Here is a 25,676-nt window from a genome sequence, read left to right as displayed (position 1 = left end):
GATGGCCGACAGCTATTTCGGCGGTGTCTGGGCGGCCCGCCACTTCTGGATCCATCTGGCCATGTCGGACCTGCGCTCGCGCTGGCGCAGATCCTTTTTCGGCATTCTCTGGACCCTGATCCAGCCGCTCGGCATGACTTTGCTGATCTCGTTCGTGTTCAGCAACATGTTTCACACATCGATCCGCGAATACGCGCCCTACATCCTCTCCGGAATCGTGGTCTGGGACTTCGTCGTCGCCTGCGCGATCGGTGGCTCGTTGTCGTTCGTCCAGGCCGATGCCTACATCAAGCAATACGGGCACCCGCTGGCGATCTACACGCTGCGGGCTGTGCTGACCAATCTTGTCGTCCTTCTGCTTGCCACGTCCGGTCTCGTGGTCTGGGTGCTGGCCGTGATGCCGGACCGGTTCGGCTGGCCCTGGCTGGCCGCGACCACGATCTTCCCGATCGTCGCGCTGATCATGTGGCCGAGCTCCACCCTGCTTGCCTACGTCGCGACCCGATTTCGCGACCTTCCCCACGCGCTCAACCTGATCCTCCAGGCGATGTGGTTCGTCTCGCCGATCTATTTCGAGGAGAAGGCGTTTCGTGGCGCCAAGCTCGACTATCTTGTCGACTACAATCCTCTCTATCACCTGCTGCAGATCGTGCGTGCTCCGCTGTTGCAGGGAGAGTGGCCGACGACGACGAACTATGCCTATTGCTTCGGTCTTGTCGCCGTGCTTTCGTTCGCCGCATGGCTGTTCGGGCGCAGCGTCGAGAAGAAGGTCATCTTCTATCTATGAGCAATCTGATCTCGATGAAGAACGTCGATCTGAGCTATGCCTCGACCGCGTTCAAGGAGCGCTCGCTGAAGACCGCGATGACCAACCTGTTGCGCCCGAAAAATAGGCGGATCGAGGTGCAGGACATCAAGGCGCTGAAAAACGTCAGCGTGGACATCCGCTCGGGCGAGCGCGTCGGCCTGCTCGGCCACAACGGCGCCGGCAAGAGCACGTTCCTCAAGGTCGTCGCCGGGCTGTATCCGATTTCCGCCGGCACGCGCACGGTGCGAGGCGTGGTGCGTTCGATGTTCGACCTCAGTCTCGGCTTCGAGCCCGATGCGACCGGGCGGGAGAACATTCTCTATCGCGGGCTGCTGCTCGGGCTGACGCCGAAGTTCATGCGCGCCATCGAGGACGAGGTGGTCGCGTTCGCCGACCTTGGCGAATTCATCGACTATCCGATCAAGACCTATTCCGCCGGCATGCTCGTGCGCCTGGCATTCGCGATCACCACCGCGGTCGGCGGCGACGTGCTCCTGCTCGACGAGGTCATCGGCGCGGGCGATGCCAATTTCATGCTCAAGGCCAGGCAACGCATCCGCGAACTGATCGAGAAATCCGAAGTCCTGTTGCTCGCCTCGCACGACTTCGCAACCCTGCGCTCGACCTGCGAGCGCGGCCTCGTGTTCCACCACGGAGAATTGCGTTTCGACGGCGCGATGGATGCATGCATCGACGAATACAAGCAACTGAACGGGCTGGCGCAATGAGTGGCAAACCCCTGCGCGTGATGTGGTTGTTGAACCATACCTCGGCGAGAAAGTTCGAAGTGCCGATGCTCAAGCAGGCCGGTGTCGACGAGTTTTTCCTGCCGAAGAAATACGTGGCGGACATCGAGTTCCGCTCCGCCTCCGTTTCCTGGGAGGAAGACGCGAACCTCACCATCCCGGCCGACGACCTGGCCGTCCTCAACGAGCAGGACTGGTATCGCTCGCCGTCGCGGCAGGCCTGGGACATCGCGAACCGGCATTTCGACGTCCTGTTCTTCATCTTCTACAAACCCGAGATACTCACCAGCATCGCGAATCATTTCCACGGCGCGGCATTGTGGCGCACCTACGGCGTCGCGCAGGGCGTCACCTACGACAGCATCCTGAAGCAGATCTCGCCCAACGAGGCTACGTACAAGACGAAGTCGCTGGGGCGCCGCCTCTGGTTCGCGGAGGCGTATCCGCATCTGCACGAAGTCGAGCCGGAATATCTTGCGCGTCGGCGCCTGTATCTGCCGCTGGGCTTGATCGACACCCGGGTCAACGCCCGCTGGAGCGGCAACGACAAGAAGATCTTCTTCGTCTGCCCGAATATCGCCACCAATCCGTACTACGCCAACGTATACAACGAATTCAGGAAATCCTTCGGCAGCTTTCCGCATGTGGTCGGCGGGATGCAGGCGATCGATCCGGGGCATGCGGACGTGCTCGGCTTCGTGCCCCAGGAAGTGCACGAACGGAACATGCGGGAGTTTCGCCTCATGTTCTATCACTCGACCGAACCCAACCACATCCACTACCACCCGTTTGAGGCGATTCGCGCCGGCATGCCGCTTGTCTTCATGGGTGGCGGTCTGCTTGATCGGCTTGGCGGGAAAGGCATGCCGGGTCGCTGCGCGACCATCGAGGAGGCACGCAAGAAGGTGCGTCGCATCCTCGACGACGACCGCGCCCTGATCGAGGACATCTGCAGGACGCAGGTCACGCTGCTCGAGCCGATGCGTGCCGAGAACTGCGTGGAGGAATGGCGCAGGAACCTGCGCCTGGTCGTCGAAGATCTCGAAGCCGGGCGTCGCAGCCAGCCCGTCACCACGAACAGGAAAAAGCGCATTGCGGTGATCGTGCCGGTCGGTTATCGCGGCGGCAGCCTGCGCGGCGCGAAGTTGCTGGCGCAGGCGATTCATGTCGGCAGCCGCCGCTTCGGCGAGGATGCCGATGTGGTGCTGCTGCATCTCGACGACCGCGGCCTGTACCCGGAAGAGGAATTCGACGACCTGCCCGAAGGAATCGTCCGCCGCCCGTTCAACTGGAAAACCATGGACGGCGTCGAGGCCACCCGCGCCATGCGCTTCGCCGGCCACGAGGGCTGGGAGCCGGCTTCGCTGCACTACATCTTGCCGGACGATGGCGTTGCCGATCTGATGGATTGCGATGTGTGGATCGTCATTTCCGACCGGCTTTCAATGCCGTTGCTCCCGCTGCGGCCATACATGCTGATGGTGTACGACTACATCCAACGCTACGTTCCGATCATGTCACCCGGCGCGGACCATATGTTCCTCGCCGCCGCGCGCCGCGCCACGCGCGTTATGGTGACGACCGAGTTCACCTATCGCGACGCCTTGCAATACGCGGGTGTGCCGGAGGATCGGTTGTCCAGGCTGCCGATGCTCGCGCCGGCCTATACCGGATTCGCTCCGATGGACGCCGATCGCGGCAACGACTACTTCCTGTGGACGACGAACGCCGCCCCACACAAGAACCATGAGCGCGCGCTCGAAGCGCTGAGGATCTACTACGAGGAACTGGACGGGCAGCTCGCCTGCATCGTCACCGGGGTCAACACGGCGAAGCTGATGAAGGAGCCGCCGCCGCACCTGGAAAAGAGCGCAAACCTGTTCAAGGCCAGCAAGCTGTTGAAGAAGCGCGTGCGCTGGCTGGGCGAGCTCGGTGAAGGAAGTTACCGGAAAACGCTCGCCGGCGCCGCGTTCCTCTGGCATGCCGGCAGCATGGACAACGGCAGCTTCAGCGTGGTCGAGGCGGCGGCAGCCGGCGTGCCCGCATTGAGCAGCGACTATCCCGCGATGCGCGAAATGGATGCGCAGTTCTCGTTGCATCTGGCCTGGATGGACGCGACGCGGCCGCGCAGCATGGCGACCGCGTTGAAGACGATGGAATCGGCATGGCGGCAAAGGAAAAGTCATCTGCCGTCCGCGGAAATCCTCGCGAAACAGGCCGTCGGCGAACTCGCCGGCGAGTACTGGAAGGTGGTGCGCGAATGTCTGTGAAACGATATGGCATGTATCTGGCGTATCCGCCCACGGTCGATCTGCGTCACGATGGACTCGGCCGGCATCTCGCATCGTTCCTGAAGGGAGCCGCGGAACGGCGCGACGTGCACTTCGTCCTGCTCTGCCCGAGCTGGGCGCGGGAGGGGCTGCAGGCGTTATTCAAGACCGAGGGCGTCGCCGGCGATTTCGACCTGGTCACTCCTTCCGGCAAGCCGGTGATCCTGCGCTGGTACGAGGCGTTCCTGCGCTACAGGAATCGCGTGCGCAGCCGCAGTCTCTGGTATCGCATCGTCTCGTCGGCGACGCAGCGATTGAATTGGTGGGTCGATCACATCGAGCGTCGTCTCGGCGTCGCCTATTCGGTTGCGGCGTTGCTGCCGGTCCTCCTCGAATTGGCGGTGCTGTTGGCGCTGCTCCTGCTGTTAGCGGTCATTCTCGGCCCGATTGCGCTGATGGTCGGTCTGGTGGGCCTGGCCGTCATCGGCATCAGGCGCGGCCTGCGCGCGGCGACCGCACTGGTCCGGCAGGAAGCAGCGAAGCGCGCGACCGGCGCGGATGTCGCCGTCCTGCAGTACATCGCTTCGCGCTTCGGTTCGCTGCTGCATCCACCCAAGGACAACGAATGGGTGTTGCACCTGTACAAGTACATGGAAGAAGCGGAGAGCGAACGGATGCTGCGCCTGATCGACGGCATGCAAGATGTACGCGCCTGGTACAGTCCCTCGGCATTCTGGCCGGCGTTCAACCGGATCCGCGCCCCGCGGCTGATGTGCGTGCCCGACGTCGTTCTCAGCGAGTTCCCGGCAACGTTCGCGAAGACCGGCGGCAGCCGCTATCTGAAGGCGTTCGAGGCCGTCGAGGCCGCGATCTACGGCGGGCGCAACTTCGTGACCTACAGCGACACGATCAAGTACGGGACGCTGGTCGGTCGCTATGGAATCCGCGCCGAGGACGTTGCCACGATCCGGCATGCGCCGAGTGACCTGAGCCGCTGGGTCAGCGCGAAGGACATTGCCGATGGCGGGGCGACCGAGCGCTACTATTGCGGGACGCTGATCCGCAGCGCGCTCGCCAAATCCACCGTTCCGGCCTACTCCGGCGAATTCCTCAATGTTTCGTTCAAGTATCTGTTCTACGCAAGCCAGTTTCGCCCGAACAAGAACCTGACCATGTTGATTACCGCCTACGAGCACCTGCTCAGGAAGCGGCATATTGGCCACAAGCTGCTGTTGACCGGAAGTCCGCAGGAGTTCCAGCCGGTGCGCGAGCTCATCGAAAAGTTTTCCCTGCAGAACGATGTGCTCTGCCTGTACAGATTGCCGGTACAGGAGCTGGCTGCCTGCTACAAGCTGGCCGATCTGGCAATCAATCCCAGCCTCAGCGAAGGCGGCTGCCCGTTCACGTTCACCGAGGCATTGTCGGTCGGCACGCCGGTCGTAATGGCAAGGATCGCGGTGAGCGAAGAAGTGTTGACCGATCCCGAACTGCAGCAGGCGACGTTTTTCGATCCGTACGACTGGCGCGACATGGCGCGCCGCATCGAATGGGCGATCGGCCATCGCGAGGAGCTGCTGCAATTGCAATCGCGAACCTACACCGAGCTGGCGCGGCGCACCTGGAGCGACGTCGTCGACGAGCACGTCGAAGCTTTCGAACGCATCGCAGGCGATGCAGCCGTACAGCATCTGCGGCCGGTATGAACACCCCGACCGGATTGCTGATCCACGGCTTCGGCGGCCACGCGCGCAGCGTCGCCGACATCGCGCTGGCCTGCGGCGTCGCACAGTTGCTGTTCATCGATGCGAATGCGCGACCGGGCGAGTCGTTTCACGGATTCGAGGTGCGCAGCGAATGGGGCGGGCCGTTGCCGCCGGGCTGGGCCGTGTTCAGTGCGTCCGGCAACGGCGCTACGCGTCGGCGCCAGATCGCCGCATTCCGCCAGGCCGGTTTGCCGATCGCCACGCTGGTCGCGCCGGATGCCACGCTGGGCTTCGGGAGCCGCATCGGTGTCGGGACGCTGGTCGCGCGATCGGCACATGTCGGCCCCGACGCCGTGGTCGGCGAAGGCTGCATCATCAACACCGGCGCGATCGTCGAGCACGAGTGCACGATCGGCGACTGGACCCACGTCTCGGTCAACGCCACGATCGCCGGCCGCAGCCGGATCGGCGCCGCGTGCATGATCGGCGCCGGCGCCACCGTCATCGACGGTGTCGGCGTATGTGATCGAGTCGTCGTCGGTGCCGGCGCTGTCGTTGTGCGTCTGATCGACGTGGCGGGCGTGTATGCGGGCGTGCCCGCACGTGTGTTGCGGGGGGCATCGCCGTGAGCGCGCGCCAGCGCACTTGGATCTTCGTTGCCGTTGCGCTCGTATGTGTCCTGGCGATCTGGTTGCCGTTCGGTTTCGGCATGACCGGCCTGATCGAGGAGTGGCAGGAACTGGGCAATTTCACCGTGGACGGCCCGGTGTTTTTTGCCAACATCGTCCGTCCAGAGGCTGACGCGCTGCGGCCGATGAGTCATCTCCCGTTCGCCGCCGCGTATGTGCTCGGGCCGAACTCACTCGTTTCCTGGCATCTGCTGCTGATGCTGGCGCTGGTGGTGAAGGGCTGCGCATCCGGCCAGCTCGCGTACCGGGCGACCGGCTCGTTTGCCGTCGCCTTGGTCGCGGCCGCGCTGATCGTGCTGTATCCGGCGGACACCATGCAGCTGTCGTTTCGCGCGCTGCACATCAACTGGTCGCTGTCGCTGGCCTTGCTCGCCTGCTCGATCTACGTCTACGCCTGGGATCGGCGACGACCTGGCGTTGCCGTCGTCGCGGCGGCGGCCGGTTTGCTGGCGATCCTGGTCTACGAGGTCGCGCTGACCTGTTTCGTGATTCCGTTTCTGGTCGTTTTCGCGCGCGACGGCCTGCGCGGATTACTCTCGGGCCTGCGCGATCGCCTGGCGTTGCTGTGGGTCTGGGTCACCGCGGCTGCGCTGTACCTGGTCTATGCGATCTGGATGTCGGGCAGGGTGGCCACCTACCAGGCCAGTCTGATAAGCGGCCGAAGTCTGGGTTCCCTGTTCACCCAGACGCTGCCGCAACTGTTCACGATCGGCGAGAGTCGCGCGATTCTCGGCGGCTGGTTCGATGCGGCGCAGATTTTGGCCAGCGAATATCGATCCCTGGTCTACCCGGTTGTCGCCGCGCTCGTGCTCGCGGGACTGGTCTGGGCAGGCAGCCGCAAGGCGGCGCTTGTGGACGCACCGGCGCAGGGCTCGCGCATGGCGCGGCTCGCACGCCTCGCCGGTATTGGGATCGCATTGATCGCCGCCGGTTATCTGCCCTACCTGTCTTCGCCGGCACATATGGCGATCAGCCAGCGCACCTATCTGTTCGCCTCGTTCGGGGCCGTGCTGCTGTGGACGGCATTGCTGCTCGGAATGGCGTTCGTCTCGCGGTTGCTGGCCGCGTCGACCGCCGTTGCCCTGCTGCTTCTCGGCCTCGGCGCGCAACTGGTCCAGTTCGAGCACTACGCACGCATCGCCGACGTACAGAGAAATCTGCTGCGCGGAATAGTCGGAAACTTCGACGGCAACATGGACGGCAAGACATTGATCGTGGTCGATGGCAGCAACTATCTCGGCCAGACGTGGGTATTCCTGCCGGTCAACCTGCGCCTTGCGCTCGAGTATTTCTACCAGCATCGGCTCAACGGTATCGAGATCTGCCGTGCTCCGAGCATGGAATGGATTTGGCAAGACGTGAACCTTCTGCCGCAGAGGGGAATCTGCAGCGAAGCGGAGACGGAGTGGGTGTTCCACACTACCGAAGAGCCGGCAGAGGCCAGTGGCAAGCGTATCGCAAAAGATCGCGCCATCGTCATCCGGATCGGCGCCGATGGCCACATCGTCAGCGATCCGCGGCTCGATGCGTACCGCACGGAATTGCAGTCGGGCAGAAGCAAACTCGCAACGCGATACCGCAACGTGCTTGCGCCGCCGACCTGGGACCATCGTGCCGCGATATTCGGGTCGGAAGGCCCCGGCCATTCGTACCATGGCAGCTTCGGGCGATGGTGGAGCATGGACATACCGATGCGCGGCTACGGTTGGCGCGAAACCGAGTGGGAAGTATCCTCGCGTTTTCACCACGTGGCATCGGCGTGGCAAACGGGAACCACAGCCGGTCTCTATTTCGATCTCGCCCCATCCGCCGCCACCTACCGTCTGCATGTCAAGTTTGCGATGTTCGCCAGCGACAGGGTGCGCAGCGCCGTGCACATTGCGCTGAACGATGCGCCAGTCGAATGCCGGTGGACGTCGTACCGCGAATGCGAGGGAGAGGTCGACGCGCGGTCGTTGCGCAAGGTCGGCAACGCAATCGAATTCACCGCGCCGACCGAGCCGAACTACTACGACCTTGCGTTGCGGCTAGTTTCCTTCAGCCTGGTTCCGGACGAATCCAGCCGCTAGGCCGTCACGGCGCTCGATGGGAGTCCATCGAGGCACTCGCGGAGGATCAGGAATCGGCGCTGCCGGCACCGCGGTCGTGTTCGTCGCCACGTTGCCGGGACGAGAACGACAGCCACTTGTGCCCCAGATAGCTGGTGAACACCGGCGCGGCGATGCCGCACGCATGCGCGATTTCGTAGGCGTGCCGGACGACGTGCAGACGTGGCAGGGCCCAATCGACCAGCAGCAGGCTGATCAGCACCGTCTGCAGCAGCGCCACTACGTTGACGATCACGAACCAGAACATCTGCCGGGGCAGCGACTTGTCCGAACGGGCGAAGACGAAGTGGCGGAACAGCACGAATGCCGTCGTCAGTCCGACCAGATAGGCCAGCACGACCGCGGGCACGAACGTCAGCCATTGGCTGAACAGGATGCGTGAGCAGAAGTTGGCGGTCGCGGCCATGCCGCCGGCAGCGAGGAAGTGCAGGAATCTGCGCGATTCCCTCGGTTGCGGCGTGTCGTCGCTGTTGCCGCCGATGCGTTTCATGTGGACCTCAAGCCAGCAGGGTGCGTGCGAGTTCACGCCCGACCTTCACGCTCTCCGAAATCGAGCGGTCTTCGGGGTAGTAGTACGAAGTGTCGGCCATGATCAACCCGGTGATCGGCGTGCGCGTCGGCGGCAACATCGCGGCAAAACCTGGCGGGCAGATCGTTTGCGCGAAATCGTAGCGGTGGCAGTGGCTCGCGAGCACCCACTCCGGCTTGAACCGAGGATTGAGCTTTGACAGACAACCTATCGTCTCGTCGATGAAGGAGTGGTCGTTTCGCGCGTACTTCGGGTGCGTCTTCGGCATGTAGAACGGCGCGTAGACGATCGCCGGGCCCGCGCCCGGGTTGAGGTTCGAGTATTCGATCAGGCCCGGAATCTCGATGCCTTCGTCGCAGATGTTCATCCAGAAATTCTCGCTGAGCGGTTGCTTCAGCTTCAGGATGACGCAGACGACCGGAATATTCTTGATCGCGCGGATGCGCGCGGTGAAGTCTTGCGGCAGGTCGGGCACAAGCTGCGGCAAATACTGGATCGGCGCCGTGCTGACCACATTGTCGACCGCACGTTCCTCGCCCGCGACCACGATGCCGCGCACCTTGCCGGCGCCGTCGGTCGCCACCTTGTCGATGCCCGAGCACAGATGGATGCGGCCGCCGAGCGCCTCGATGCGCGCGCGCAGCGCGTCGAGCAGCGTGATCGAGCCGCCGTCGAGATAGCCCAGCGATTCATGGAACAGGTTGCGTCGCGACAGCGCGACGCGCTTGATGCGGGTGCCGAGCCACGCGGCCGAGAGCTGGTCGCTCAGTTCGTAGAACTTGAGATGGAACAAGCGTTCCCACAGCACCTTGCAGGCGCGTTCGCCGAGCCACGACTTCAGCCACGGCAATGCGCCGATCTTGTCGAGTGCGGTCCAGTCCTTGACGCCCTTGATCTTCATCACCTGCAGCGCATAGCGGAATTTTTCGATCAGGCTCAGACCGTCGAAGCGCAGCAAGGCCTGCGGCGTGCCCCACTTGTACAGGCGGCCGTTCCAGAAGAAGCCCATCTTCGTGTCCGTCCAGCGCAGTCGGCCGGACAGGCCGAGTTCGGCAAGCAGGCCGAACAGCGGTTGGTCGGTCTTGCAGATGAAATGGTAGTAGCGCTCGATCGCGAGTCCGTCGAAATCGAAATGTGCGGACATGCCGCCGATGCGGTCATCGCGTTCGTAGACGTCGACCTCGTGCCCGGCCTTGAGCAGGTCGAGTGCGCAGACCAGACCCATCGGGCCGGCGCCGATCACGGCGGTTTTTTTCGCTGTCACGAATACCCCCCGGTCAGCGCTTCAAGACGACAGCGCTGTAACGCGGGTCGCAGTAGCTTTCGCGCACCGCATCCTCGAACGGTGTCTGCGTCACACCGAACGCCACGCGCGTGTCGACGCCGTGGAATTCGTCGCCGGCGCTGAGCGCCTCGAGCTGGTCGGCGGTGAACGGTGGCTTGCCGCTGAACAGCGCGTAGATTCTGAGCAACGCGCGGAAAAGCGGATAGGGAATATGCACGATCAGCGTGCGCATCCGCTTGACGCGCTTGATCGTGCGAATGATGTCGACGTAGTCGATGCGCGTGTCGCCGCAGACGTCGTAGGCAGCGCCGTCCGGTTGCGTCTCGATGCACCTGGCGATGCAGCGGCAGAAATCGCGCTCGTACAGCGGCTGGCGCATGTATTTGCCGTCGCCCGGAATCGGGAACAGCGGAGTCTTCGCCATGAAGCGCGACAACCAGCCCAGATGCTTGGGATCGAACCAGCCGAACATCAGCGTCGGCCGCAGCACGCAGTGCCTGATACCGGAATCGACGACGAGTTTTTCCTGCGCTTTCTTCGTGTTCGTGTAGTCGTCGTTCGCAACCGAATTCACGACCGACGAAGAAATGTGCACGAGGTAGGGTACGCCGTGACGCTTCGCTGCGGCCAGCACGACACGCGTCGCATCGATGTTGTTGCGCACGAAAATTTGCGGCTGCTTGCCGGTGATCTGCGCGTGCAGTTGCACGACGCAGGTGGCGCCGTCGAAGCTCGACTCCCACTCGCCGTGCTCGGCGACGTCGGCAAGGATGGCCTGCACGTCGGGATGCAGTCGGCGCAGGACGCCGAGGTTGTACTCGTGCTTGTCGATCGCGACAAGGTTGCGGTAACCCTGCGCCTTCAGTTCGACGACGAGATTCTGGCCGACCAGGCCGGCGGCGCCGGTCAAGACGATTCTCGCGTGTTTTCCCTCCCCTGGAACCGGGGCCCGGCCATTCCGGGGCCGGGACGACGATGGCGCTCGATCCATGTTCACAACTTCAACTTCTTGAAGATCGACTCCGGGATATGCTTGATCACGAGCATGATCGGCGCCCAGAACCACGGCAGGTAGACGACGCTGCGGCGCTTGTCGATCGCGCGCACGATGCCCGCTGCCACCATGTCGGGTTTGGCCCACAGCGCGCCCTTGTTCGCGATGTTCGCGGTCATCGGCGTATCGACGAAGCCGGGCTTGATCGTCAGCACGTCGACGCCCGATTTCGCCAGGCGCTGGCGCAGGCCCGAGAGGAACGCCGTCACCGCGGCCTTGGTTGCAGCGTAGGCGTAATTGCTCTGGCGGCCGCGATCGCCAGCGACCGAGGAAATCACCGCGAGCATGCCGGCCTTGCGCGTTTCGAACGTGTTCGCGAGCATGGTCAATATCGCCATCGTCGACAGCGCGTTGACGTCGAATTCGCGACGCAGTGCGTCGATGGATCCTTCGCATTCGCGTTGGTCCGACAGCGTGCCGTGCGCGATCAGCACGGTATCGAGGCCGCCAAGTTCGCGTTCGGCCCGATCGACGATCGCCCGGTGCGCGGTGAAGTCGGCAACGTCGAGCGTTGCGATCGCTGTGCGCACGGCGCCGCGCACGTCGAGATCGGCCTTGATAGCCTGCAGTCGCTCGGCATTGCGCGCGACCAGGAACAGCGCATCGCCGCGCGCGGCAAATATGCGCGCGGTGGCTTCGGCGATCGCGGAGGTCGCTCCGATGATCAGGACTCTTTTCATGGAAGGCACCTCGAAAAAGCGTAGCGAGCGAAGAGAATTTGCGCGTCGCCGGAGCGCAGGAACCGGAGTGTACTCAGATGTACATGAGGATTCCGAGCACCGCCGGCGCGCAAATTGTCGAGCGCAGTAGGTTTTTCGAGGTGCCCGTGATTCATTCCATCACCCGGCGCCAGAAGCCCGAGGAAAATTTCGGGTCGATGTGTGCCAGCATCTGCTGCCAGCGCGGAAAATATTGGCGAAAGCGCGTGCCGCTCAGGCGCGCATCCTTGGCCGGATAGACGGCGCCGCCGGCTGCAGCGACGATGTCGTCGAGCCGGTCGAGCAGGGAGAACGTTGCCGCACCGTGGTTGGGGAAATCCAGCGCCAGCGTCGTACCGGCACGCGCGAATGAAAGTATACCCGCGGGCGGGCGATCGCCAAACACCTTGAGTACAGCGAGGAACGAGCCGCTGCCAGCCGCCGCGATGCGCTTGAGCAATTCGCTGACTGCCGCTTCCGCTGCCGCGGACGGTACCACGCACTGGTATTGCAGGAAACCGCGCGGACCGTAGATGCGGTTCCACTCGCCGACCGCATCGAGTGGATAGAAATACGGCTCGTAGCACACGATTGCGTGGCCTTCGCGTGCGCGGCGGAAATACAGCTCGTTGAATGCGCGCAGGCTGAACGAATTGATCAGCGAGAACGGCGGTGTGAACGGCACGACGAGCCGACGCTGACGCGACGCGCGAGCGGCGGTCGTGGCCGGCGCGTGATTGGCGCGGAAGAACAGGCCGCGGCCGAACGCGCCGCCGCTCGCGGCGCAATCTATCCAGGCGACGGTGTAGGCGTAGTCGCGTTCGGACTGCGCGGACAAGGCGAAGAATTCGCCGAGGCTCGCGAAGCGCCGCGTCTCCTGCGTCATCCACGGGCCGGCGATGCGCAGCAGGCGGAATTCCGCCCAGACGACGAGGCCGGTCAGGCCGAGGCCGGCGATCGTTGCGGTATACAAATCCACATTTTTTGTCGGGCTGCATTCGATGCGTGTGCCGTCCGAGCGCAACAGCTCGAAGCGCAGCAAGTGCTCGCCGAACGTGCCTGCGCCGTGGTGGTTCTTGCCGTGCACGTCGTTGGCGATCGCGCCGCCGACGCTGACGAAGCGCGTGCCCGGCGTCACCGGCAGGAACCAGCCGCGTGGCACGACGAAGTCGAGGATGTCGGCGAACAGCGCGCCGGCCTCGCAGCGCAGGACGCCACTCACCGGATCGAAGGCGAGGTAACGGTCGAGCCCGCGCGTATGCAGCAGCGTGCCACCGTCGTTGAGGCAAACATCGCCGTAGCTGCGGCCGTTGCCGTAGGCGAGCATGCTGCCGTCGACGGTCGGCAGCGGCGCGTCGCGCCAATGCAACGGCACGATGTCCTGCCGCGCGCGCGGATAGCGGCCCCAGGATGTCCCGGCAACGGCCATGTCAGATGGCAATGGCCACGACGACGGCGCACAGGGCGAGCACGATCCGGCTGACATAGTCGGTCAGCGCGAACACGACCGGGTCGTCGTCCATCAGGCCACGATGCGCCTTGAACCAGACGCGGCTGATCCAGTACAGCAGCAGCGGGCACAGCAACCACAGCACCTGCTGGTGCCGGTACAGCACTTCGCTGGCCGCGCTGTTGATGTACAGCGCGAGCACGAGCACGGCCAGATAGCCACTGGAGCCGCCGAGCGAGGCGATCAGGCCCACGTCATCTACTTCGTAGCCGCGTCCGTCGCTGCGGCCGCGGCCCTGCTGCATCAGGCTGCGCAATTCGGTGTAGCGTTTGACCAGGGCCAGGCTCAGGAACAGGAACATCGAGAACGCGAGCAGCCAGAACGACAGCGTAACGTGGATAGCGGCGGTGCCGGCGATGATGCGCAGCGTGTAGAGTGCGGCGAGCACGACGGTGTCGAGCATGGCGATGCGCTTGAGGCGGAACGAATAGACCAGCGTAAGCAGCCAGTAGCCGAGCAGCACGAGCACGAATTCCTTGCCGGCCGCCAGCGCCAGCGCGAATGCCGAAAACGTCAGCAGCGGCGCGACGACCAGACCGGACGCCAGCGACAGCGCGCCGGTCGCGAATGGCCGCGTCCGCTTGCGCGGATGGTTGCGGTCGGACTCCAGATCGAGCAGATCGTTGAGTATGTAGACCCCAGAGGCGCACAGGCCGAAGCTGACGAAGGCGATCACCGACAGCAGTACCGCGTCCGCCTGGAACAGCCTGTGCGAGGCGAGCAGCGGCAGAAAAACGAGAAAGTTCTTCAGCCACTGATGCAGGCGCAGCGCCTTGGCCCAGGTTCCGGCGCCGCCGCTGTCGCGCGGCAGCGTCTGTGCGAGCGACGTCACCGCGGAGGCCTGGCGCGCGAGATCCCCGGGTGCGTTGACGACGATCGCGTTGCGCGCCTGCCGCCATACCTCGAGGTCCGCAACCGCGTTGCCGGCGTAGTCGAAGCCGCGTCTGCCGAAGCGGCCGACCAGCGCTTGCGCCTTGTTGGCGCCGGCGAGATTGCGCTCGCCATCGCTGGCGAGCACCTCGTCGAATACGCCGAGATGCGCGGCAATGGCTTCCGCGTACCTGCGATCCGACGCCGTGCAGAGTACCCGGTACCGCGACGAGCCTCGCAGCAGGCCGACGACGCGCTCGTCGTAGGGCAGCAGGGAAACATCGATCTCGCTGCGCACCGCGATCTCGCGCTTCATCGCCGCCTTGCCGCGCAGCAGCCAGACCGCGCAGCGCAGAATGTTGAGTGGATTGCGGCGAACGAGGCCCAACGCGGACTCGATCAGCAGGTCGGAACGGATCAGCGTACCGTCGAGATCGACGCACAACGGAATGTCGTCGCGCTGCTCCGCAGTCGTCATGCGCAATGCCTAGACGCAAAGCTCCGCGCGCAACGCCTCGAACAGGCGCAATGCCTGCGGATTGGCGAGCGCGTCGGTGTTCTTCACCGGACGGCCGTGGATCGCTTCGCGCACGGCGATCTCGGTGATCTTGCCCGAGATCGTGCGCGGAATGTCGGCGACCTGCAGGATCCTCGCCGGTACGTGGCGCGGCGTCGTGTTGGCGCGAATCTGCTTCTTGATCCTTTCGCGCAGCGCATCGTCGAGCACGCAGCCTTCACGCAGGCGCACGAACAGGACCACGCGCACGTCGTTGTCCCAGTCCTGGCCGACCGCGATCGATTCGAGCACTTCGGGCAACTGTTCGACCTGGCGGTAGATTTCCGCCGTACCGATGCGCACGCCGCCCGGATTCAGCACGGCATCGGAGCGTCCGTAGATGACGATGCCGTCGTGCTCGGTCAGCAGCGCGTGGTCGCCGTGGCACCAGACGTTTTCCACTTTGGAAAAATACGCATTCTTGTACTTCGAGCCGTCGGCGTCGTTCCAGAAACCGACCGGCATGCACGGGAATGGCGCGGTGCAGGCGAGTTCGCCCTTCTCGCCTCGCAGTGGTTGGCCGGAGTCGTCGAGGATCTCGACCTTGAGGCCGAGGCCGCGGCATTGCAGCTCACCGCGGTAGACCGGCAGCAGCGGATTGCCGAGCGCGAAGCAGGAAATGATGTCGGTGCCGCCGGAGATCGAGGCAAGCAGCAGGCGCTCCTTCACGTCGCGATAGACGTAGTCGAAGCTCTCGTCGGCCAGCGGCGAACCGGTAGAGAGGATCGTCTTCAGCGTCGTCAGCTTGTGCGATTCGCGCGGCTTGACCCCGGCCTTCTCGCTTGCCGCGATCCACCTCGCGCTCGTGCCGAACACGCTGATGCCGACTTCGTCGATCAGATCCCACAACGTCGTCGCATCCGGGTGTGACGGCGAGCCGTCGTAGAGAACGAGTGTCGCGCCGACCGCGAGGCTCGAGACCAGCCAGTTCCACATCATCCAGCCGCAGGTGGTGTAGTAGAAGATCTTGTCCTCGCGCTTGAGGTCCGTGTGCAGCACGAGCTCCTTCAGATGCTGGATCAGCGTGCCGCCGGCGCCGTGGACGATGCATTTCGGCACGCCCGTGGTGCCCGAGGAATACATGACGTAGAGCGGATGGTCGAATGCGGTCGCGGTGAATTCGATCTCGCGCGCCTCGCCGCCCGCGAAGTCGGACCATGCGATCGCGTTGGCGATGTCGCCGAGTTTCAGCGCCGCGCCCGAATACGGCACGACGACGAGTTTCTCGATCGACGGGATCTGCGCGAGCACGTCGCGGATCTTGGCCAGGCAATCGAAGCTCTTGCCGCCGTACGGATACGCATCGGCCGTGAACAGCACCTTGGGTGCGATCTGGCCGAAGCGGTCGACCACGCCGTTGATGCCGAAGTCGGGCGAGCACGACGACCAGGTCGCGCCGAGCGAGGTCGCCGCAAGCATCGCGATGACGGTTTCGGGGATGTTCGGCATGAAGCCGGCGACGCGGTCACCGGCGACGACGCCGGCCTCGCGCAGCGCGTGCGCCAGCCTGCCGACTTCCTCGTGCAGTTGCGCGTAGGTGAACTCGCGCTTGTGTCCCCACTCATTGCGTGCGAGCAGCGCGACGCGGTCGTCCTTGTAGCGCAGCAGGTTCTGCGCGAAATTCAGGCGTACGCCGGGGAACCAGCGCGCGCCGGGCATCTTCCCGGCATCGACGAGCACCTCGTCGAAATCACCCGAGGCGCGGATGCCGCAGAACTCCCATACCGCGCGCCAGAATGCCTCCGGCTGGCGGATCGAGTAGTCGTAGAGACCGAAGTAGTCTTCGACCTGCGCCTTGTGCTCGGTCTGCACGAAGCGGATGAAGCGGGACAGGTTCGCGCGCTCGATGCGCTCCTTGCTCGGCTCCCAGATGGGACGTTGGGTGTTCAAGCGGCGTTCCCTCAGCAGTGTCTTCGAGAGCGCCGATTATAGATCAGCCCCGTTGCCGCCTGCCTGCGACTTAAGGAGTTTGCGCAGGAGTGGCGCGGACGTCGGCGGATCGACGCGGTCCCAAGCGCGGGCAGGGCGCGATGAACCCCGGCCCCGGCCCGAACCCTAGCCCAATGCCGCTTCGAGTTCCGGAATGATCTTGAACAGGTCGCCGACGAGGCCGATGTCGGCGATCTCGTAGATCGGCGCCTCGGCGTCCTTGTTGATCGCCACGATCGTGCCGGCGTCCTTGATGCCGGTCAGGTGCTGGATCGCGCCCGAGATGCCGATCGCCACGTACAGCTCCGGTGCGATGATCTTGCCGGTCTGTCCGACCTGCAGATCGCTCGGCACGTAGCCCGCATCGACCGCGGCGCGCGAGGCGCCGACCGCGGCGCCAATCTTGTCGGCGAGCTTGAAGATGATCGCGAAGTTTTCCGCCGAGCCGACGCCGCGGCCGCCGGAGACGACCTTTGACGCACTCTGCAAGTCCGGGCGTTCGCTCGAACCCTGGGCGAGTTCGACGAAGCGCGTGTGGCTCGGCACCTCGACATTCAGGGTCAGGGCTTCGACCGGCGCGGAGCCGCCGCCCGCGGCCGCCGGCCACGAGGCCGTGCGCACGGTCGCAACCACGGTCTGGTCGGCGGGGGCCTGCACGGTGACGATCGCGTTGCCCGCATAGATCGGGCGCGTGAACGTGTGCGCGTCGACCACGCTCATGATGTCGCTGACCTGGGCCACGCCGAGCAGCGCGGCGACACGCGGTGCGACGTCCTTGCCGAACGTGGTCGACGGCGCGAACACATGGCTGTAGCCGCTGGCGGCGGCGACGACTTGCGGTGCGTAGACCGCAGCCAGTGCGTGTGCACTGGCCGGGTTGGCGACGGCAAGCACCTTCGACACCCCGGCAATCTTCGCCGCTTCGGCGGCTATGGCATCCGGCGCATCGGCGAGTACGAGCACGTCGATCGCCGCAGCCTTGATCGCCTGCGCGCAGCTCACGCAGCGCGCAGTGCTCGGATTGAGTTTGCCGTTCAGGTGTTCGGCGATGATCAGGATTTTGGACATCACAGCAACCCCTTCGTCTTCAGCGCCGCGACGAGCTCGGCGGCATCCTTCACCATCACGCCCTTGCTGCGCTTGGCCGGCGGCGCGTAGTTCGTGGTCTTCAGCGTGTCGCCCGAGGCGACGCCGAGGTCGGCGAGCTGCAAGGTCTCCAGCGGCTTGGACTTGGCCTTCATGATGTCCGGCAGCTTGATGAAGCGCGGCTCGTTGAGGCGCAGGTCGGTGGTGATCACGGCCGGCAGGTCGACTTCGATCGTCTCCAGCCCCGCGTCGACTTCGCGCGTTACTTTCGCGGTGTTGCCGGACACTTCCACCTTGGATGCGAATGTCGCCTGCGGCCGGTTCCACAGCGCGGCCAGCATCTGCCCGGTCTGGTTGCAGTCGTCGTCGATCGCCTGCTTGCCGAGCAGCACGATCTGCGGCTGTTCCTTCTCGACCAGCTTGAGCAGCGCCCGCGCCGCGGTCAGCGGCTGGATCGCCTCGCTCGTGACGACGTGGACCGCGCGGTTCGCGCCCATGGCCAGACCGTTGCGCAGGTGCGCCTGGGCGTCGGCCGGTGCGATCGTGGCCACGACGACTTCGCTCGCAATACCCTTCTCGCGCAGACGCAATGCTTCTTCGAGGGCGATGTCGTCGAACGGATTGGCCGACAGTTTGACGCCTTCGGTAACCACGCCGGAACCGTCCGGCTTGACCTGGATGCGCACGTTGTAATCGACGACGCGCTTGTAGCCGACAAGAATTTTCATCGAGTGTTGACTTCCCTGGTGGATCGCGTACGCCGCCGTGGCGCGAGGGGAAGGCGATTTTACCCTATTGGCCGGAGCAAAATCTGCAAGCGCGCCGTTCAGCCCGGCGGAGCTGCGCAGTACGGTGCCACGGGCGCGCTGCGCGCGACGCAGTGCCGGTAGTCGGCGGGCAGGCCGGTCAGCGATTTCGATTCGCCGCGGGCCAGCGCGAAATCCGCGATGCGGTGCGTGGTGCAGGTGCTTGCCCTTGCGTCCTTGCCGTCGGCGCGGCAGTCGCTGGTGAACACGGTGTAGTAGCAATGCCCGCTCGCGCTTTCGTTGCAGGCGAAGCGGGTGATGCCTGGCGGCGATTCGCGGATCGCGGAGTCGAGCACGTCGGCACCGTCGATAGTGGTCGTCGTCGTGATCGAAACGTTCGGAGAAAAGGTACAGCCGGTCAGCAGCAGCGGCAACACGGCGAGGCAGGATAGCGGGCGCATGGTCGGATCTCCGTGGAGGTCACATCGAGCGGAACAGGGTCATGAACGGCTGGCTGACGGTCAGCGTTTCCGGCCGTGTCTTCAGCTTGACCGTGCCGCGACCGCTGTCGTCGCGCGCGATCGAGGCGATCGCTTTCAGATTCACGATCGTCGAACGGTGGATCTGCTTGAATGCCGTCGGATCGAGCAAGCCGAGCAATTCGCGAATCGGTGTGCGCAGCAGCGCTTCGCCGTCGCGCGTCATCACGACCGTGTACTTGTTGTCGGCCTGGAAATAGGCGACGTCGTCGACGAGGATGAGTTTCGTTTCCTTGCCCGCGCTCGCCGTGATCCAGGCCAGCGGCGGCTTGTCGGCGACCTGCGGCATGATGCCGAGCTGGCGGATCACCGCGGCGAGCGTCTCCTTGTCGCGCGTGCCGCGCGCCTGCAGTCGCGCGACGGTTGCGGCTAGACGTTCGCGCGCGATCGGTTTGAGCAGATAGTCGACCGCGCCCTTGTCGAAGGCGGCTATCGCGTACTGGTTGTACGCGGTGACGAACACGATCTGCGTTGCCGGGCTCGCCTCGGCGGCCGCCGCGGCGACCTCGATCCCGGTCAGGCCCGGCATGCGGATATCGAGGAAGGCGACGTCCGGCTGATGCTGCGCGATTGCCTCGAGCGCCGCGCCGCCGTCCTCGCACTCGGCGACGATGTCGCATTGCGGCCATACCTCGCGCAGCAGGCCGACGAGCGACTCGCGCAGCAGTTCTTCGTCTTCGGCAACGATGCACTTAGGCATGATTCGCTCCCGTCGCGGCGGCGTCCGTCGAGGCCGGCACCGTGATTGTCGCGGCGACGCCGTTAGGGAAATTCGCCGCGATGACGAACGACGCTGCCGCACCGTAGGCGAGCTTCAAGCGTTCCTGCACGTTCTTCAGGCCGATGCCTGTGCCGCTCGATTGCGCGTTGAAGCCCTGGCCGTCGTCGGCGACGGTGACGACGAGCTTGCCCGCGCTTTCGCGCGCGAGAATCCAGACCGTGCCGCCGCCGAACTTCGGTTCGAGCCCGTGCTTGATCGCGTTCTCGACGAGGGTCTGCAGCATCATCGTCGGGAACGGCGTCGGCTCGAGGTTTCCCGGCACTTCGATCTGCAGCTTGAGCCGATCGCCCATGCGGATGCGCAGGATTTCCAGATAGGCGCGCGAGCGTTCGAGCTCCTCGCCAAGCGTGGACAGCGAGTTCTCGGCGCGTGGCACCGAAGAGCGCAAGTAGGCGATGAGGTTGCCGAGCATCTCGTCGGCGCGCGCGGGATCGGTGCGTGTGAGGATCTGCGCGCTCGCCAGCGTGTTGTAGAGGAAATGCGGCTCGATCTGCGCGTGCAGCAGGTTGAGCCTGGCTACGGCGAGTTCCTTCTCCGTGCTGGTCTGCTGCACGCTTGCCTGTTCGCCGCGCCGGCGCTCGGCGATGCGGCGCGTGATCGCGCGCGTCAGCGCCTCCACGTTTTCGAGATTGGAACCATCGTCGAATTGCAGCCAGTCGCTGAAGATGCCGCCCGCGGCCTCGCAGATCAGCAGCGCGCTGCTGGTGCCGTTCGCCGGCGTCAGTGTGGCGAGAATCTGGTGGCGACGCACGACGAGGAAGCCGAAGTCGATGCCGGCGAAGACGTAGGCCCTGGGCGCGACCGGCTTTTCGACGCGCGCGCGCAGGTTGAGGCTGTCGCGCGCACTTTCGTCGACGTGAACGTCCGCCAGTTCGCGGACCGACGCATCGACGATCGCGAACGCTTCGGCGGCATCGAACGGAATCTCGATCTGGCGGCGCTGGCGCGGACTCAGCGCATCCGTATCGATGCGGCCCTTGATCAACTGCACGCGGCGCAGGTGCGCGATCGCATGGATGATCTTGGCCGCGAAGAAGCCGATGACCGCGACCGCGAACAGCCAGTCGAGAGGGCGGATGTGCGGAAAGCCGACGATGTGCCAGAGCGCCGTCACGGCCAGCGCCACGATGAACCAGACCAGCGCTGTGCGTGCGATGAAGAGAAGACCTGCCATGACCGCGAAGTTCCGTCAAAACCGATTGGCGCGCAGCATAGCCGTGCACATCGCGGATGTATCGCGGTCTGCGACGAAACCGCTATGGCGGCGATGAAACCGCCATTCGGCTGCGCGAAAAAAGGGCCGCTTGCGCGGCCCGGGGCAAATGATGCGGCGGTAACGGCGCGCTACTGTTGTTGTGCGGCGTTCTTGCCGGCGTGGCTATGGCCATGCTGGCCCGCCGGCATCTCGTCGGCGCTGATGAAGCCGTCGCCGTTCCTGTCGAGTTTGGCGAAGCGCGCCTGCGCGGCGGCCAGGTACTGGTCGCGGCTGATCGTGCCGTCGCTGCCGATCCTCTTCACTTCGTGGTCGGCGAATTTCAGGTCGCGCTGCCTGGCGGACTTCGAATTGGCGATCTGCTCCGCGCTGATCCTGCCGCTGCCCTGGGTGTCGATCGCGGCGAAGCGCGCGGCGGCGGCGGCCTGGAACTCGGCCGAGGAGATCTTGCCGTCGCCGTCCGAGTCCATCTTCTTCAGCATGTGGCCGAACAGCGATGGCTGCGCAGTCGCGGCGGGCGCCTCGTTCGACTGCGCGAACGCGGCAGGCGGTGCCGCGACGAAGGCGGCGAGCACCGCGACGAGGGGAAGTTTGCGTATGACTGACATGGGTTGCTCCGTACTGGGATAAGGTGGCTTGGCCACAGCGGATACAACGCCGTACGCCACGCGACGTTTACCGGGGCGCGGTAAACGAACGTAAGCGAGCGCGGAATTCTTTGTGCAGTATCAGGCCGCCGCAAACGCCTCGCGCGTGAGGTTTTCCGGGGCTGAATCGGTACAGGCGACGTCGTCCTCGATGCGGATGCCGCCGTACTGGCGGAAGTGCTCGACCTTGTCCCAGGCGATGTCCCTGGCCTCGGGTTTGGCCTTGAGTTCGGCCAGCAGCAGGTCGATGAAGTAGAGGCCGGGTTCGATCGTCACGACCATGCGCGGTTCCAGCGTACGCGTCATGCGCAGGTAGGGGTGGCCGGGCGGCTTCGCAATCGTGCCGCCGCTCTCGTCCTTCTGGAATCCGCCGACGTCGTGCACCTGCAGGCCGATCGGATGACCGAGGCCGTGCGGGAAGAACACGCTCGACACGCCCGATGCCACCGCAGCTTCGGCACTCATGCGGATGAAGCCCTGGTCGCGCAGGATGCCGGCGAGGACGTGGTGCGCGCGCACGTGCAGGTCTGCGTAGTTCGTGCCATTTTGCACTTTTTCCACAAATCCCTTTTGCGCTGAATCGACCGCATCGACCAAGGCCTGGAATTCACTCGCCTGCTTCGAGGCGTAGCTGCGGGTGATGTCGGCGGCATAGCCATGGAAGCTCGCGCCCGCGTCGATCACCAGCGAATTCGAATGCGTCGGCGGCGCACGGTTGAGGTCCGTGTAGTGCAGCACCGCGCCATGCTGGTTCAGCGCGATGATGTTGGAGTACGGCAATTCGTTTTCGGTCTCGTGCACGGCATTGAGATAGGCCGTGTTGATGTCGTATTCGCTTGCGCCGTTGCGGAACGCCGCTTCGGCGGCGCGGTGTGCGCGCACGCCGAGTTTCGAGGCGACGCGCAGCATGCCGAGTTCGTAGTCGGTCTTGTAGGCGCGGTGCCAGTGCAGGTAGTTGAGCGCAACTTGAGGGTTGTTCGGCACGTAGCCGGCGAGTGCCGCGTTGTCCTCGCCAATGATCGCACAGCGCGCGGTATCCTTCGGCAGGTGCGCCTTGGCTTCGTCCGCGTCGCGGATGATCGCGATGTCGAAATGCTCGACCCAGTAGCCGGCCGGTGCGTCGGGTACGACGTGCCAATAGTCGTGCGGCTGCAAGTAGACGAGTTTGGGCCGCTGCCCCGGTGTGTACACGATCCACGAACCCGGCGCGCGGGTCACCGGCAGCCAGTGTTTGAAATGCGGATTGACCGCGAACGGATACGGACGGTCATCGAGAAACTGCATGCGTGGCCGGCCGGCGGCGATGACGAGGTGGTCGTGGCCGCTGCGCGCGAGCGCGGCATCGCTGCGCTGCTTCAGCGTCGCAAGATGAGCGGGGTAGAGTTTGGCGAGAAGATCGGTCATGGCGCGCATCCACGGATTCGTATGCGCGTATTGTGCCGCATCTTGCTTCCCTTCTCCCATCGGGGGAGGCCGCGAAAGCCACAGCGCCGGATGAGGGGAGAGCGCGACAACTCTCCCTTCCTCGCATTCGTGTGAGGCTCTTCCCTCATCCGTCCTTCGGGCACGTACATTCGGGCCATCCATGGCCCTCATCCTGCGGGCGGCTCCGCCGTGCACTTCGGCAATCCTGCCGAAGTGTCTCCCGTCGGGAAAAGGCAAGATTACTTTCCCGGCGACCAGCTCACGGTGAGATATCCCGAGCGCCCCGGCGTGTTGTAGCCGTAGGCGAGTTGGTAGCTCCGGTCGCCGAGGTTTTCCAGACGCGCGCCGAGGCGCCATTGCGGATTGATCACGTAGCTCGCACGCAAGTTGACAATCGCATACGCGCCGAGCTTGCCGCCGAAGTCGTTCGCGCGGCCGGCATAGACGACCTCCGCGCCGGCGCTGACTGCATCGTTCAACTGCGCGTCGAACACGCTCGAAAATTTCCGCCTGGGCCGGCGCAGCAATTGCGTGTCGGTGTCCTCGTTGCGCGGATCCTGCAGGGTCAGCGTGTTCGTCCACGAATAGGCGCCGGCATGCAGGCTGTGGGTCAGCTCCAGGCCATCGATCGCGGCGTGATTGATGTTGATTGCCTGGAACATCGCGCCGCCCGAGAAGTCGATCAGGTCGCGCACGCGTGTGGTGAAGGCGCGCGCGTCGAGGCGATTGGCGCTGTCGATCTTCCACTCGAGGCCGACCTCGCCCGTGCGCGAACGCTCCGGGTCGAGCAATGGGTTGCCGGCGTAATAACCGCCGTAGCCCGGCGAGTAGAGCTGGCTCAGCGTCGGCGCGCTGAATGCGGTGCCGTAGCTGGCCACGAAGCGCAGACCGTCGGTGAGTTGATAGCCGCCGGCGATCGAGCCGGAAAATTCGCCGCCGAAATCGCTGTTGTGGTCGTAGCGACCCGAGACTTCGCCGTCGAGCGCGTCGGCCTGCGCGCGCCAGCCGGCGAAGACGCCGGTGTTGTCGCGCGTCTTGTCGTACTGCGTGCCCGCGTAGGCGTCGAGGCTGCGGCCGCGGTCGTGCACGTAGTCGATGCCGGCGATGAGGTGCTGGTTCGCGGCGATGGCGACATCGTTGGTCCACGACAGTTGCTCGCGCGTGGAGCGATACGCGGAGCCGAACGCGGGTGTGTCGATGTTGGTGCGCGTCGTGCCGATGGACAGCCGATGCTGCCAGTCGGACCTGATCGCGCCTTCGAGGTTCATGCCGATGGCCTGATCGAGCGTGTGCGAAATGCCGGGTCCAAAATCACCGTTGTCGAAACTCTGCGTGCCGACGCTGCGCAACGCGCTGGCCGACAAGGTTTGCGTGCCGAGCCTGGTCCAGGCCTGCGCGACCTGATTGTGGTTCTGCATCGGGTTGTCGTCGGGGTTGTAGACATACGGGCCGGAGAGGGCGTTGGAGGCGGAAAATCCATCGACATGGCGACCGCCGGCCTGCGCCGAAACGCCCCACGTATCCGTCTGCATGCCATAGCCGACGCTGCCGTCGGCGCTGCCGTAGCTGCCGGCGCTCGCGGCGAGATGCGCGCCGTCGAGCCTGCGCGTGAAGATCTGGATCACGCCGCCGACCGCATCCGAACCCCAGTAGCTCGCGCGCGGGCCGCGCACGATCTCGATGCGCTCGACCGCATCCAGCGGCAGATTCTCGAACGCGAACGCGCCGGTGTTGGCCGAGGCCACGCGCACACCATCGACCAGCACGAGCACGTGATTGGAATTGGTGCCGCGCAGGAACACGCTGGTCTGCGTGCCCGCCCCGCCGAGACGCGCGACGTCGACGCCGGCCTGCAGGCGCAGCACTTCGATGAGGTCGGGCGCATTGGTTTTTTCGATGTCGGCGCGGGTGATGATCGAAACGCTGGCGAGGCTCGCGTCGACCGTCTGCGCGACGCGCGAGGCGGTGACTTCGATCGTGGGCTGCAACTGCGCTTCCTGTGCCTGCGCGACGGAAGCAAAAAGGACGGAACCGCATAGCGCGGCGCCGACGGCAAGAAACAGAATGGATTTTTGCGGCATTTTATACTCCGGAAGCACACCCGCTGAAAGACGCGGCATGGGAGGATTCCGGAGAGGAGTAGCGGCGTGCGGACGACGCGCGATACGCCCGTCCGTTGCCCGCCGCAACACCGCAAGCTGCGGGATCGCAGTGCGATCCCCGACGCAGGCCGGTCTCCGGGCTTGCAAGCGGCGTCTCGACGCCAGGTCCGATCGCCTTCCCGTGCATGCACAGTGGCGTGTGATCGAACTCGAACTTGCTTACCGTTGCGGGGGCAGCGCTGGATTTGCACCAGCTTCCCGTTTCACCCGGATTTGCTCGTCCGGGCACCTGCGAGGCGCGCAGTGTAGGGGCGGGGCTGGGTTGAGGCAAGCGCTTGCTTCCCTTCTCCCGCCGGCAGAAGGCGCCCGAAGGGCGGATGAG

21 protein-coding genes and 1 riboswitch are annotated in these 25,676 nt (G+C 64.7%); of the genes, 6 read left to right on the top strand and 15 right to left on the bottom strand.

Annotated features, from left to right (window positions below; genetic code table 11):
• Window position 1 precedes the first annotated feature (1 nt).
• Genes AC16HO_RS07080 through AC16HO_RS07055 form a run of 6 tightly spaced genes read left to right on the top strand, consistent with a single transcriptional unit; the run spans window position 2 to window position 8,285 of the window.
• Entirely contained in the window at window positions 2-787 is a 786-nt protein-coding gene (locus tag AC16HO_RS07080; protein ID WP_395643821.1) for an ABC transporter permease, read from the top strand.
• Complete coding sequence (locus AC16HO_RS07075; protein ID WP_395643820.1) at window positions 784-1,536, top strand: ABC transporter ATP-binding protein; 753 nt, start codon at window positions 784-786, stop codon at window positions 1,534-1,536. Before AC16HO_RS07080 ends, AC16HO_RS07075 begins: the two co-directional genes overlap by 4 nt.
• Window positions 1,533-3,824: a glycosyltransferase gene (locus tag AC16HO_RS07070; RefSeq protein ID WP_395643819.1), complete on the top strand. Its 2,292-nt coding sequence runs from the start codon at window positions 1,533-1,535 to the stop codon at window positions 3,822-3,824. Before AC16HO_RS07075 ends, AC16HO_RS07070 begins: the two co-directional genes overlap by 4 nt.
• Window positions 3,815-5,527 carry a glycosyltransferase gene (locus AC16HO_RS07065; protein WP_395643818.1) on the top strand — a complete coding sequence of 571 codons (1,713 nt, stop codon included), beginning with the start codon at window positions 3,815-3,817 and terminating at the stop codon, window positions 5,525-5,527. The genes AC16HO_RS07070 and AC16HO_RS07065 overlap by 10 nt, the downstream gene beginning before the upstream one ends.
• Window positions 5,524-6,156 (top strand): NeuD/PglB/VioB family sugar acetyltransferase, encoded by a 633-nt coding sequence (locus AC16HO_RS07060; RefSeq protein ID WP_395643817.1) that lies wholly within the window; start codon window positions 5,524-5,526, stop codon window positions 6,154-6,156. Before AC16HO_RS07065 ends, AC16HO_RS07060 begins: the two co-directional genes overlap by 4 nt.
• Window positions 6,153-8,285 carry a hypothetical protein gene (locus tag AC16HO_RS07055; protein WP_395643816.1) on the top strand — a complete coding sequence of 711 codons (2,133 nt, stop codon included), beginning with the start codon at window positions 6,153-6,155 and terminating at the stop codon, window positions 8,283-8,285. The genes AC16HO_RS07060 and AC16HO_RS07055 overlap by 4 nt, the downstream gene beginning before the upstream one ends.
• A gap of 46 nt (window positions 8,286-8,331) precedes the next feature.
• Here AC16HO_RS07055 and AC16HO_RS07050 read toward each other — a convergent pair whose 3' ends face one another.
• The 15 genes from AC16HO_RS07050 to AC16HO_RS06980 all read right to left on the bottom strand — a co-directional run bounded on the left by AC16HO_RS07050 (window position 8,332) and on the right by AC16HO_RS06980 (window position 25,273).
• Window positions 8,332-8,814: a GtrA family protein gene (locus AC16HO_RS07050; protein ID WP_395643815.1), complete on the bottom strand. Its 483-nt coding sequence runs from the start codon at window positions 8,812-8,814 to the stop codon at window positions 8,332-8,334.
• A 7-nt stretch (window positions 8,815-8,821) separates the two neighbouring features.
• Window positions 8,822-10,117, bottom strand: coding sequence for an NAD(P)/FAD-dependent oxidoreductase (locus AC16HO_RS07045; protein ID WP_395643814.1), 1,296 nt, complete (start codon window positions 10,115-10,117; stop codon window positions 8,822-8,824).
• Window positions 10,118-10,130: 13 nt separating this feature from the next.
• Window positions 10,131-11,054: an NAD-dependent epimerase/dehydratase family protein gene (locus AC16HO_RS07040; RefSeq protein ID WP_395643846.1), complete on the bottom strand. Its 924-nt coding sequence runs from the start codon at window positions 11,052-11,054 to the stop codon at window positions 10,131-10,133.
• Between the two features lie 77 nt (window positions 11,055-11,131).
• On the bottom strand, window positions 11,132-11,872 hold the full coding sequence (locus AC16HO_RS07035; protein WP_395643813.1) for an SDR family oxidoreductase: 741 nt from the start codon (window positions 11,870-11,872) through the stop codon (window positions 11,132-11,134).
• Window positions 11,873-12,023: 151 nt separating this feature from the next.
• Complete coding sequence (locus AC16HO_RS07030) at window positions 12,024-13,319, bottom strand: FAD-binding oxidoreductase (RefSeq protein WP_395643812.1); 1,296 nt, start codon at window positions 13,317-13,319, stop codon at window positions 12,024-12,026.
• A 1-nt stretch (window position 13,320) separates the two neighbouring features.
• Window positions 13,321-14,748, bottom strand: a complete 1,428-nt coding sequence (locus AC16HO_RS07025; protein WP_395643811.1) for a UbiA family prenyltransferase — start codon at window positions 14,746-14,748, stop codon at window positions 13,321-13,323.
• Between the two features lie 9 nt (window positions 14,749-14,757).
• Window positions 14,758-16,716, bottom strand: a complete 1,959-nt coding sequence (locus tag AC16HO_RS07020) for an acetoacetate--CoA ligase (protein ID WP_395643810.1) — start codon at window positions 16,714-16,716, stop codon at window positions 14,758-14,760.
• A gap of 165 nt (window positions 16,717-16,881) precedes the next feature.
• Window positions 16,882-17,823 carry an electron transfer flavoprotein subunit alpha/FixB family protein gene (locus tag AC16HO_RS07015; protein ID WP_395643809.1) on the bottom strand — a complete coding sequence of 314 codons (942 nt, stop codon included), beginning with the start codon at window positions 17,821-17,823 and terminating at the stop codon, window positions 16,882-16,884.
• Complete coding sequence (locus AC16HO_RS07010; RefSeq protein WP_395643808.1) at window positions 17,823-18,569, bottom strand: electron transfer flavoprotein subunit beta/FixA family protein; 747 nt, start codon at window positions 18,567-18,569, stop codon at window positions 17,823-17,825. The genes AC16HO_RS07015 and AC16HO_RS07010 overlap by 1 nt, the downstream gene beginning before the upstream one ends.
• A 98-nt stretch (window positions 18,570-18,667) precedes the next feature.
• Window positions 18,668-19,048 (bottom strand): hypothetical protein, encoded by a 381-nt coding sequence (locus AC16HO_RS07005; RefSeq protein ID WP_395643807.1) that lies wholly within the window; start codon window positions 19,046-19,048, stop codon window positions 18,668-18,670.
• A 19-nt stretch (window positions 19,049-19,067) separates the two neighbouring features.
• Window positions 19,068-19,826: a LytR/AlgR family response regulator transcription factor gene (locus tag AC16HO_RS07000; RefSeq protein WP_395643806.1), complete on the bottom strand. Its 759-nt coding sequence runs from the start codon at window positions 19,824-19,826 to the stop codon at window positions 19,068-19,070.
• Window positions 19,819-21,081 (bottom strand): histidine kinase, encoded by a 1,263-nt coding sequence (locus AC16HO_RS06995; RefSeq protein ID WP_395643805.1) that lies wholly within the window; start codon window positions 21,079-21,081, stop codon window positions 19,819-19,821. Before AC16HO_RS06995 ends, AC16HO_RS07000 begins: the two co-directional genes overlap by 8 nt.
• Window positions 21,082-21,251: 170 nt before the next feature.
• Window positions 21,252-21,728 carry an EF-hand domain-containing protein gene (locus tag AC16HO_RS06990; RefSeq protein ID WP_395643804.1) on the bottom strand — a complete coding sequence of 159 codons (477 nt, stop codon included), beginning with the start codon at window positions 21,726-21,728 and terminating at the stop codon, window positions 21,252-21,254.
• A gap of 120 nt (window positions 21,729-21,848) precedes the next feature.
• A complete protein-coding gene (gene pepQ, locus AC16HO_RS06985; RefSeq protein ID WP_395643803.1) occupies window positions 21,849-23,171 on the bottom strand; it encodes a Xaa-Pro dipeptidase in 1,323 nt (440 codons plus the stop codon).
• A gap of 260 nt (window positions 23,172-23,431) precedes the next feature.
• A complete protein-coding gene (locus tag AC16HO_RS06980; RefSeq protein WP_395643802.1) occupies window positions 23,432-25,273 on the bottom strand; it encodes a TonB-dependent receptor domain-containing protein in 1,842 nt (613 codons plus the stop codon).
• 130 nt (window positions 25,274-25,403) lie between these two features.
• A riboswitch (cobalamin riboswitch) is annotated at window positions 25,404-25,602 on the bottom strand.
• Between the last annotated feature and the right edge of the window lie 74 nt (window positions 25,603-25,676).

The organism is Rudaea sp. (genome assembly GCF_057139185.1).
The sequence above is the reverse complement of the archived record's forward strand: the minus strand, read 5'-3'. Positions and strand labels throughout refer to the sequence as shown.

Bases quoted from the DNA above. Each gene is read 5' to 3' on its own strand.
- AC16HO_RS07080 (WP_395643821.1), top strand. From the start codon at position 2: ATGGCCGACAGCTATTTCGGCGGTGTCTGGGCGGCCCGCCACTTCTGG.
- AC16HO_RS07075 (WP_395643820.1), top strand. From the start codon at position 784: ATGAGCAATCTGATCTCGATGAAGAACGTCGATCTGAGCTATGCCTCG.
- AC16HO_RS07070 (WP_395643819.1), top strand. From the start codon at position 1,533: ATGAGTGGCAAACCCCTGCGCGTGATGTGGTTGTTGAACCATACCTCG.
- AC16HO_RS07065 (WP_395643818.1), top strand. From the start codon at position 3,815: ATGTCTGTGAAACGATATGGCATGTATCTGGCGTATCCGCCCACGGTC.
- AC16HO_RS07060 (WP_395643817.1), top strand. From the start codon at position 5,524: ATGAACACCCCGACCGGATTGCTGATCCACGGCTTCGGCGGCCACGCG.
- AC16HO_RS07050 (WP_395643815.1), bottom strand. From the start codon at position 8,814: ATGAAACGCATCGGCGGCAACAGCGACGACACGCCGCAACCGAGGGAA.
- AC16HO_RS07035 (WP_395643813.1), bottom strand. From the start codon at position 11,872: ATGAAAAGAGTCCTGATCATCGGAGCGACCTCCGCGATCGCCGAAGCC.
- AC16HO_RS07030 (WP_395643812.1), bottom strand. From the start codon at position 13,319: ATGGCCGTTGCCGGGACATCCTGGGGCCGCTATCCGCGCGCGCGGCAG.
- AC16HO_RS07025 (WP_395643811.1), bottom strand. From the start codon at position 14,748: ATGACGACTGCGGAGCAGCGCGACGACATTCCGTTGTGCGTCGATCTC.
- AC16HO_RS07015 (WP_395643809.1), bottom strand. From the start codon at position 17,823: ATGTCCAAAATCCTGATCATCGCCGAACACCTGAACGGCAAACTCAAT.
- AC16HO_RS07010 (WP_395643808.1), bottom strand. From the start codon at position 18,569: ATGAAAATTCTTGTCGGCTACAAGCGCGTCGTCGATTACAACGTGCGC.
- AC16HO_RS07005 (WP_395643807.1), bottom strand. From the start codon at position 19,048: ATGCGCCCGCTATCCTGCCTCGCCGTGTTGCCGCTGCTGCTGACCGGC.
- AC16HO_RS07000 (WP_395643806.1), bottom strand. From the start codon at position 19,826: ATGCCTAAGTGCATCGTTGCCGAAGACGAAGAACTGCTGCGCGAGTCG.
- AC16HO_RS06995 (WP_395643805.1), bottom strand. From the start codon at position 21,081: ATGGCAGGTCTTCTCTTCATCGCACGCACAGCGCTGGTCTGGTTCATC.
- AC16HO_RS06990 (WP_395643804.1), bottom strand. From the start codon at position 21,728: ATGTCAGTCATACGCAAACTTCCCCTCGTCGCGGTGCTCGCCGCCTTC.
- pepQ (WP_395643803.1), bottom strand. From the start codon at position 23,171: ATGACCGATCTTCTCGCCAAACTCTACCCCGCTCATCTTGCGACGCTG.
- AC16HO_RS06980 (WP_395643802.1), bottom strand. From the start codon at position 25,273: ATGCCGCAAAAATCCATTCTGTTTCTTGCCGTCGGCGCCGCGCTATGC.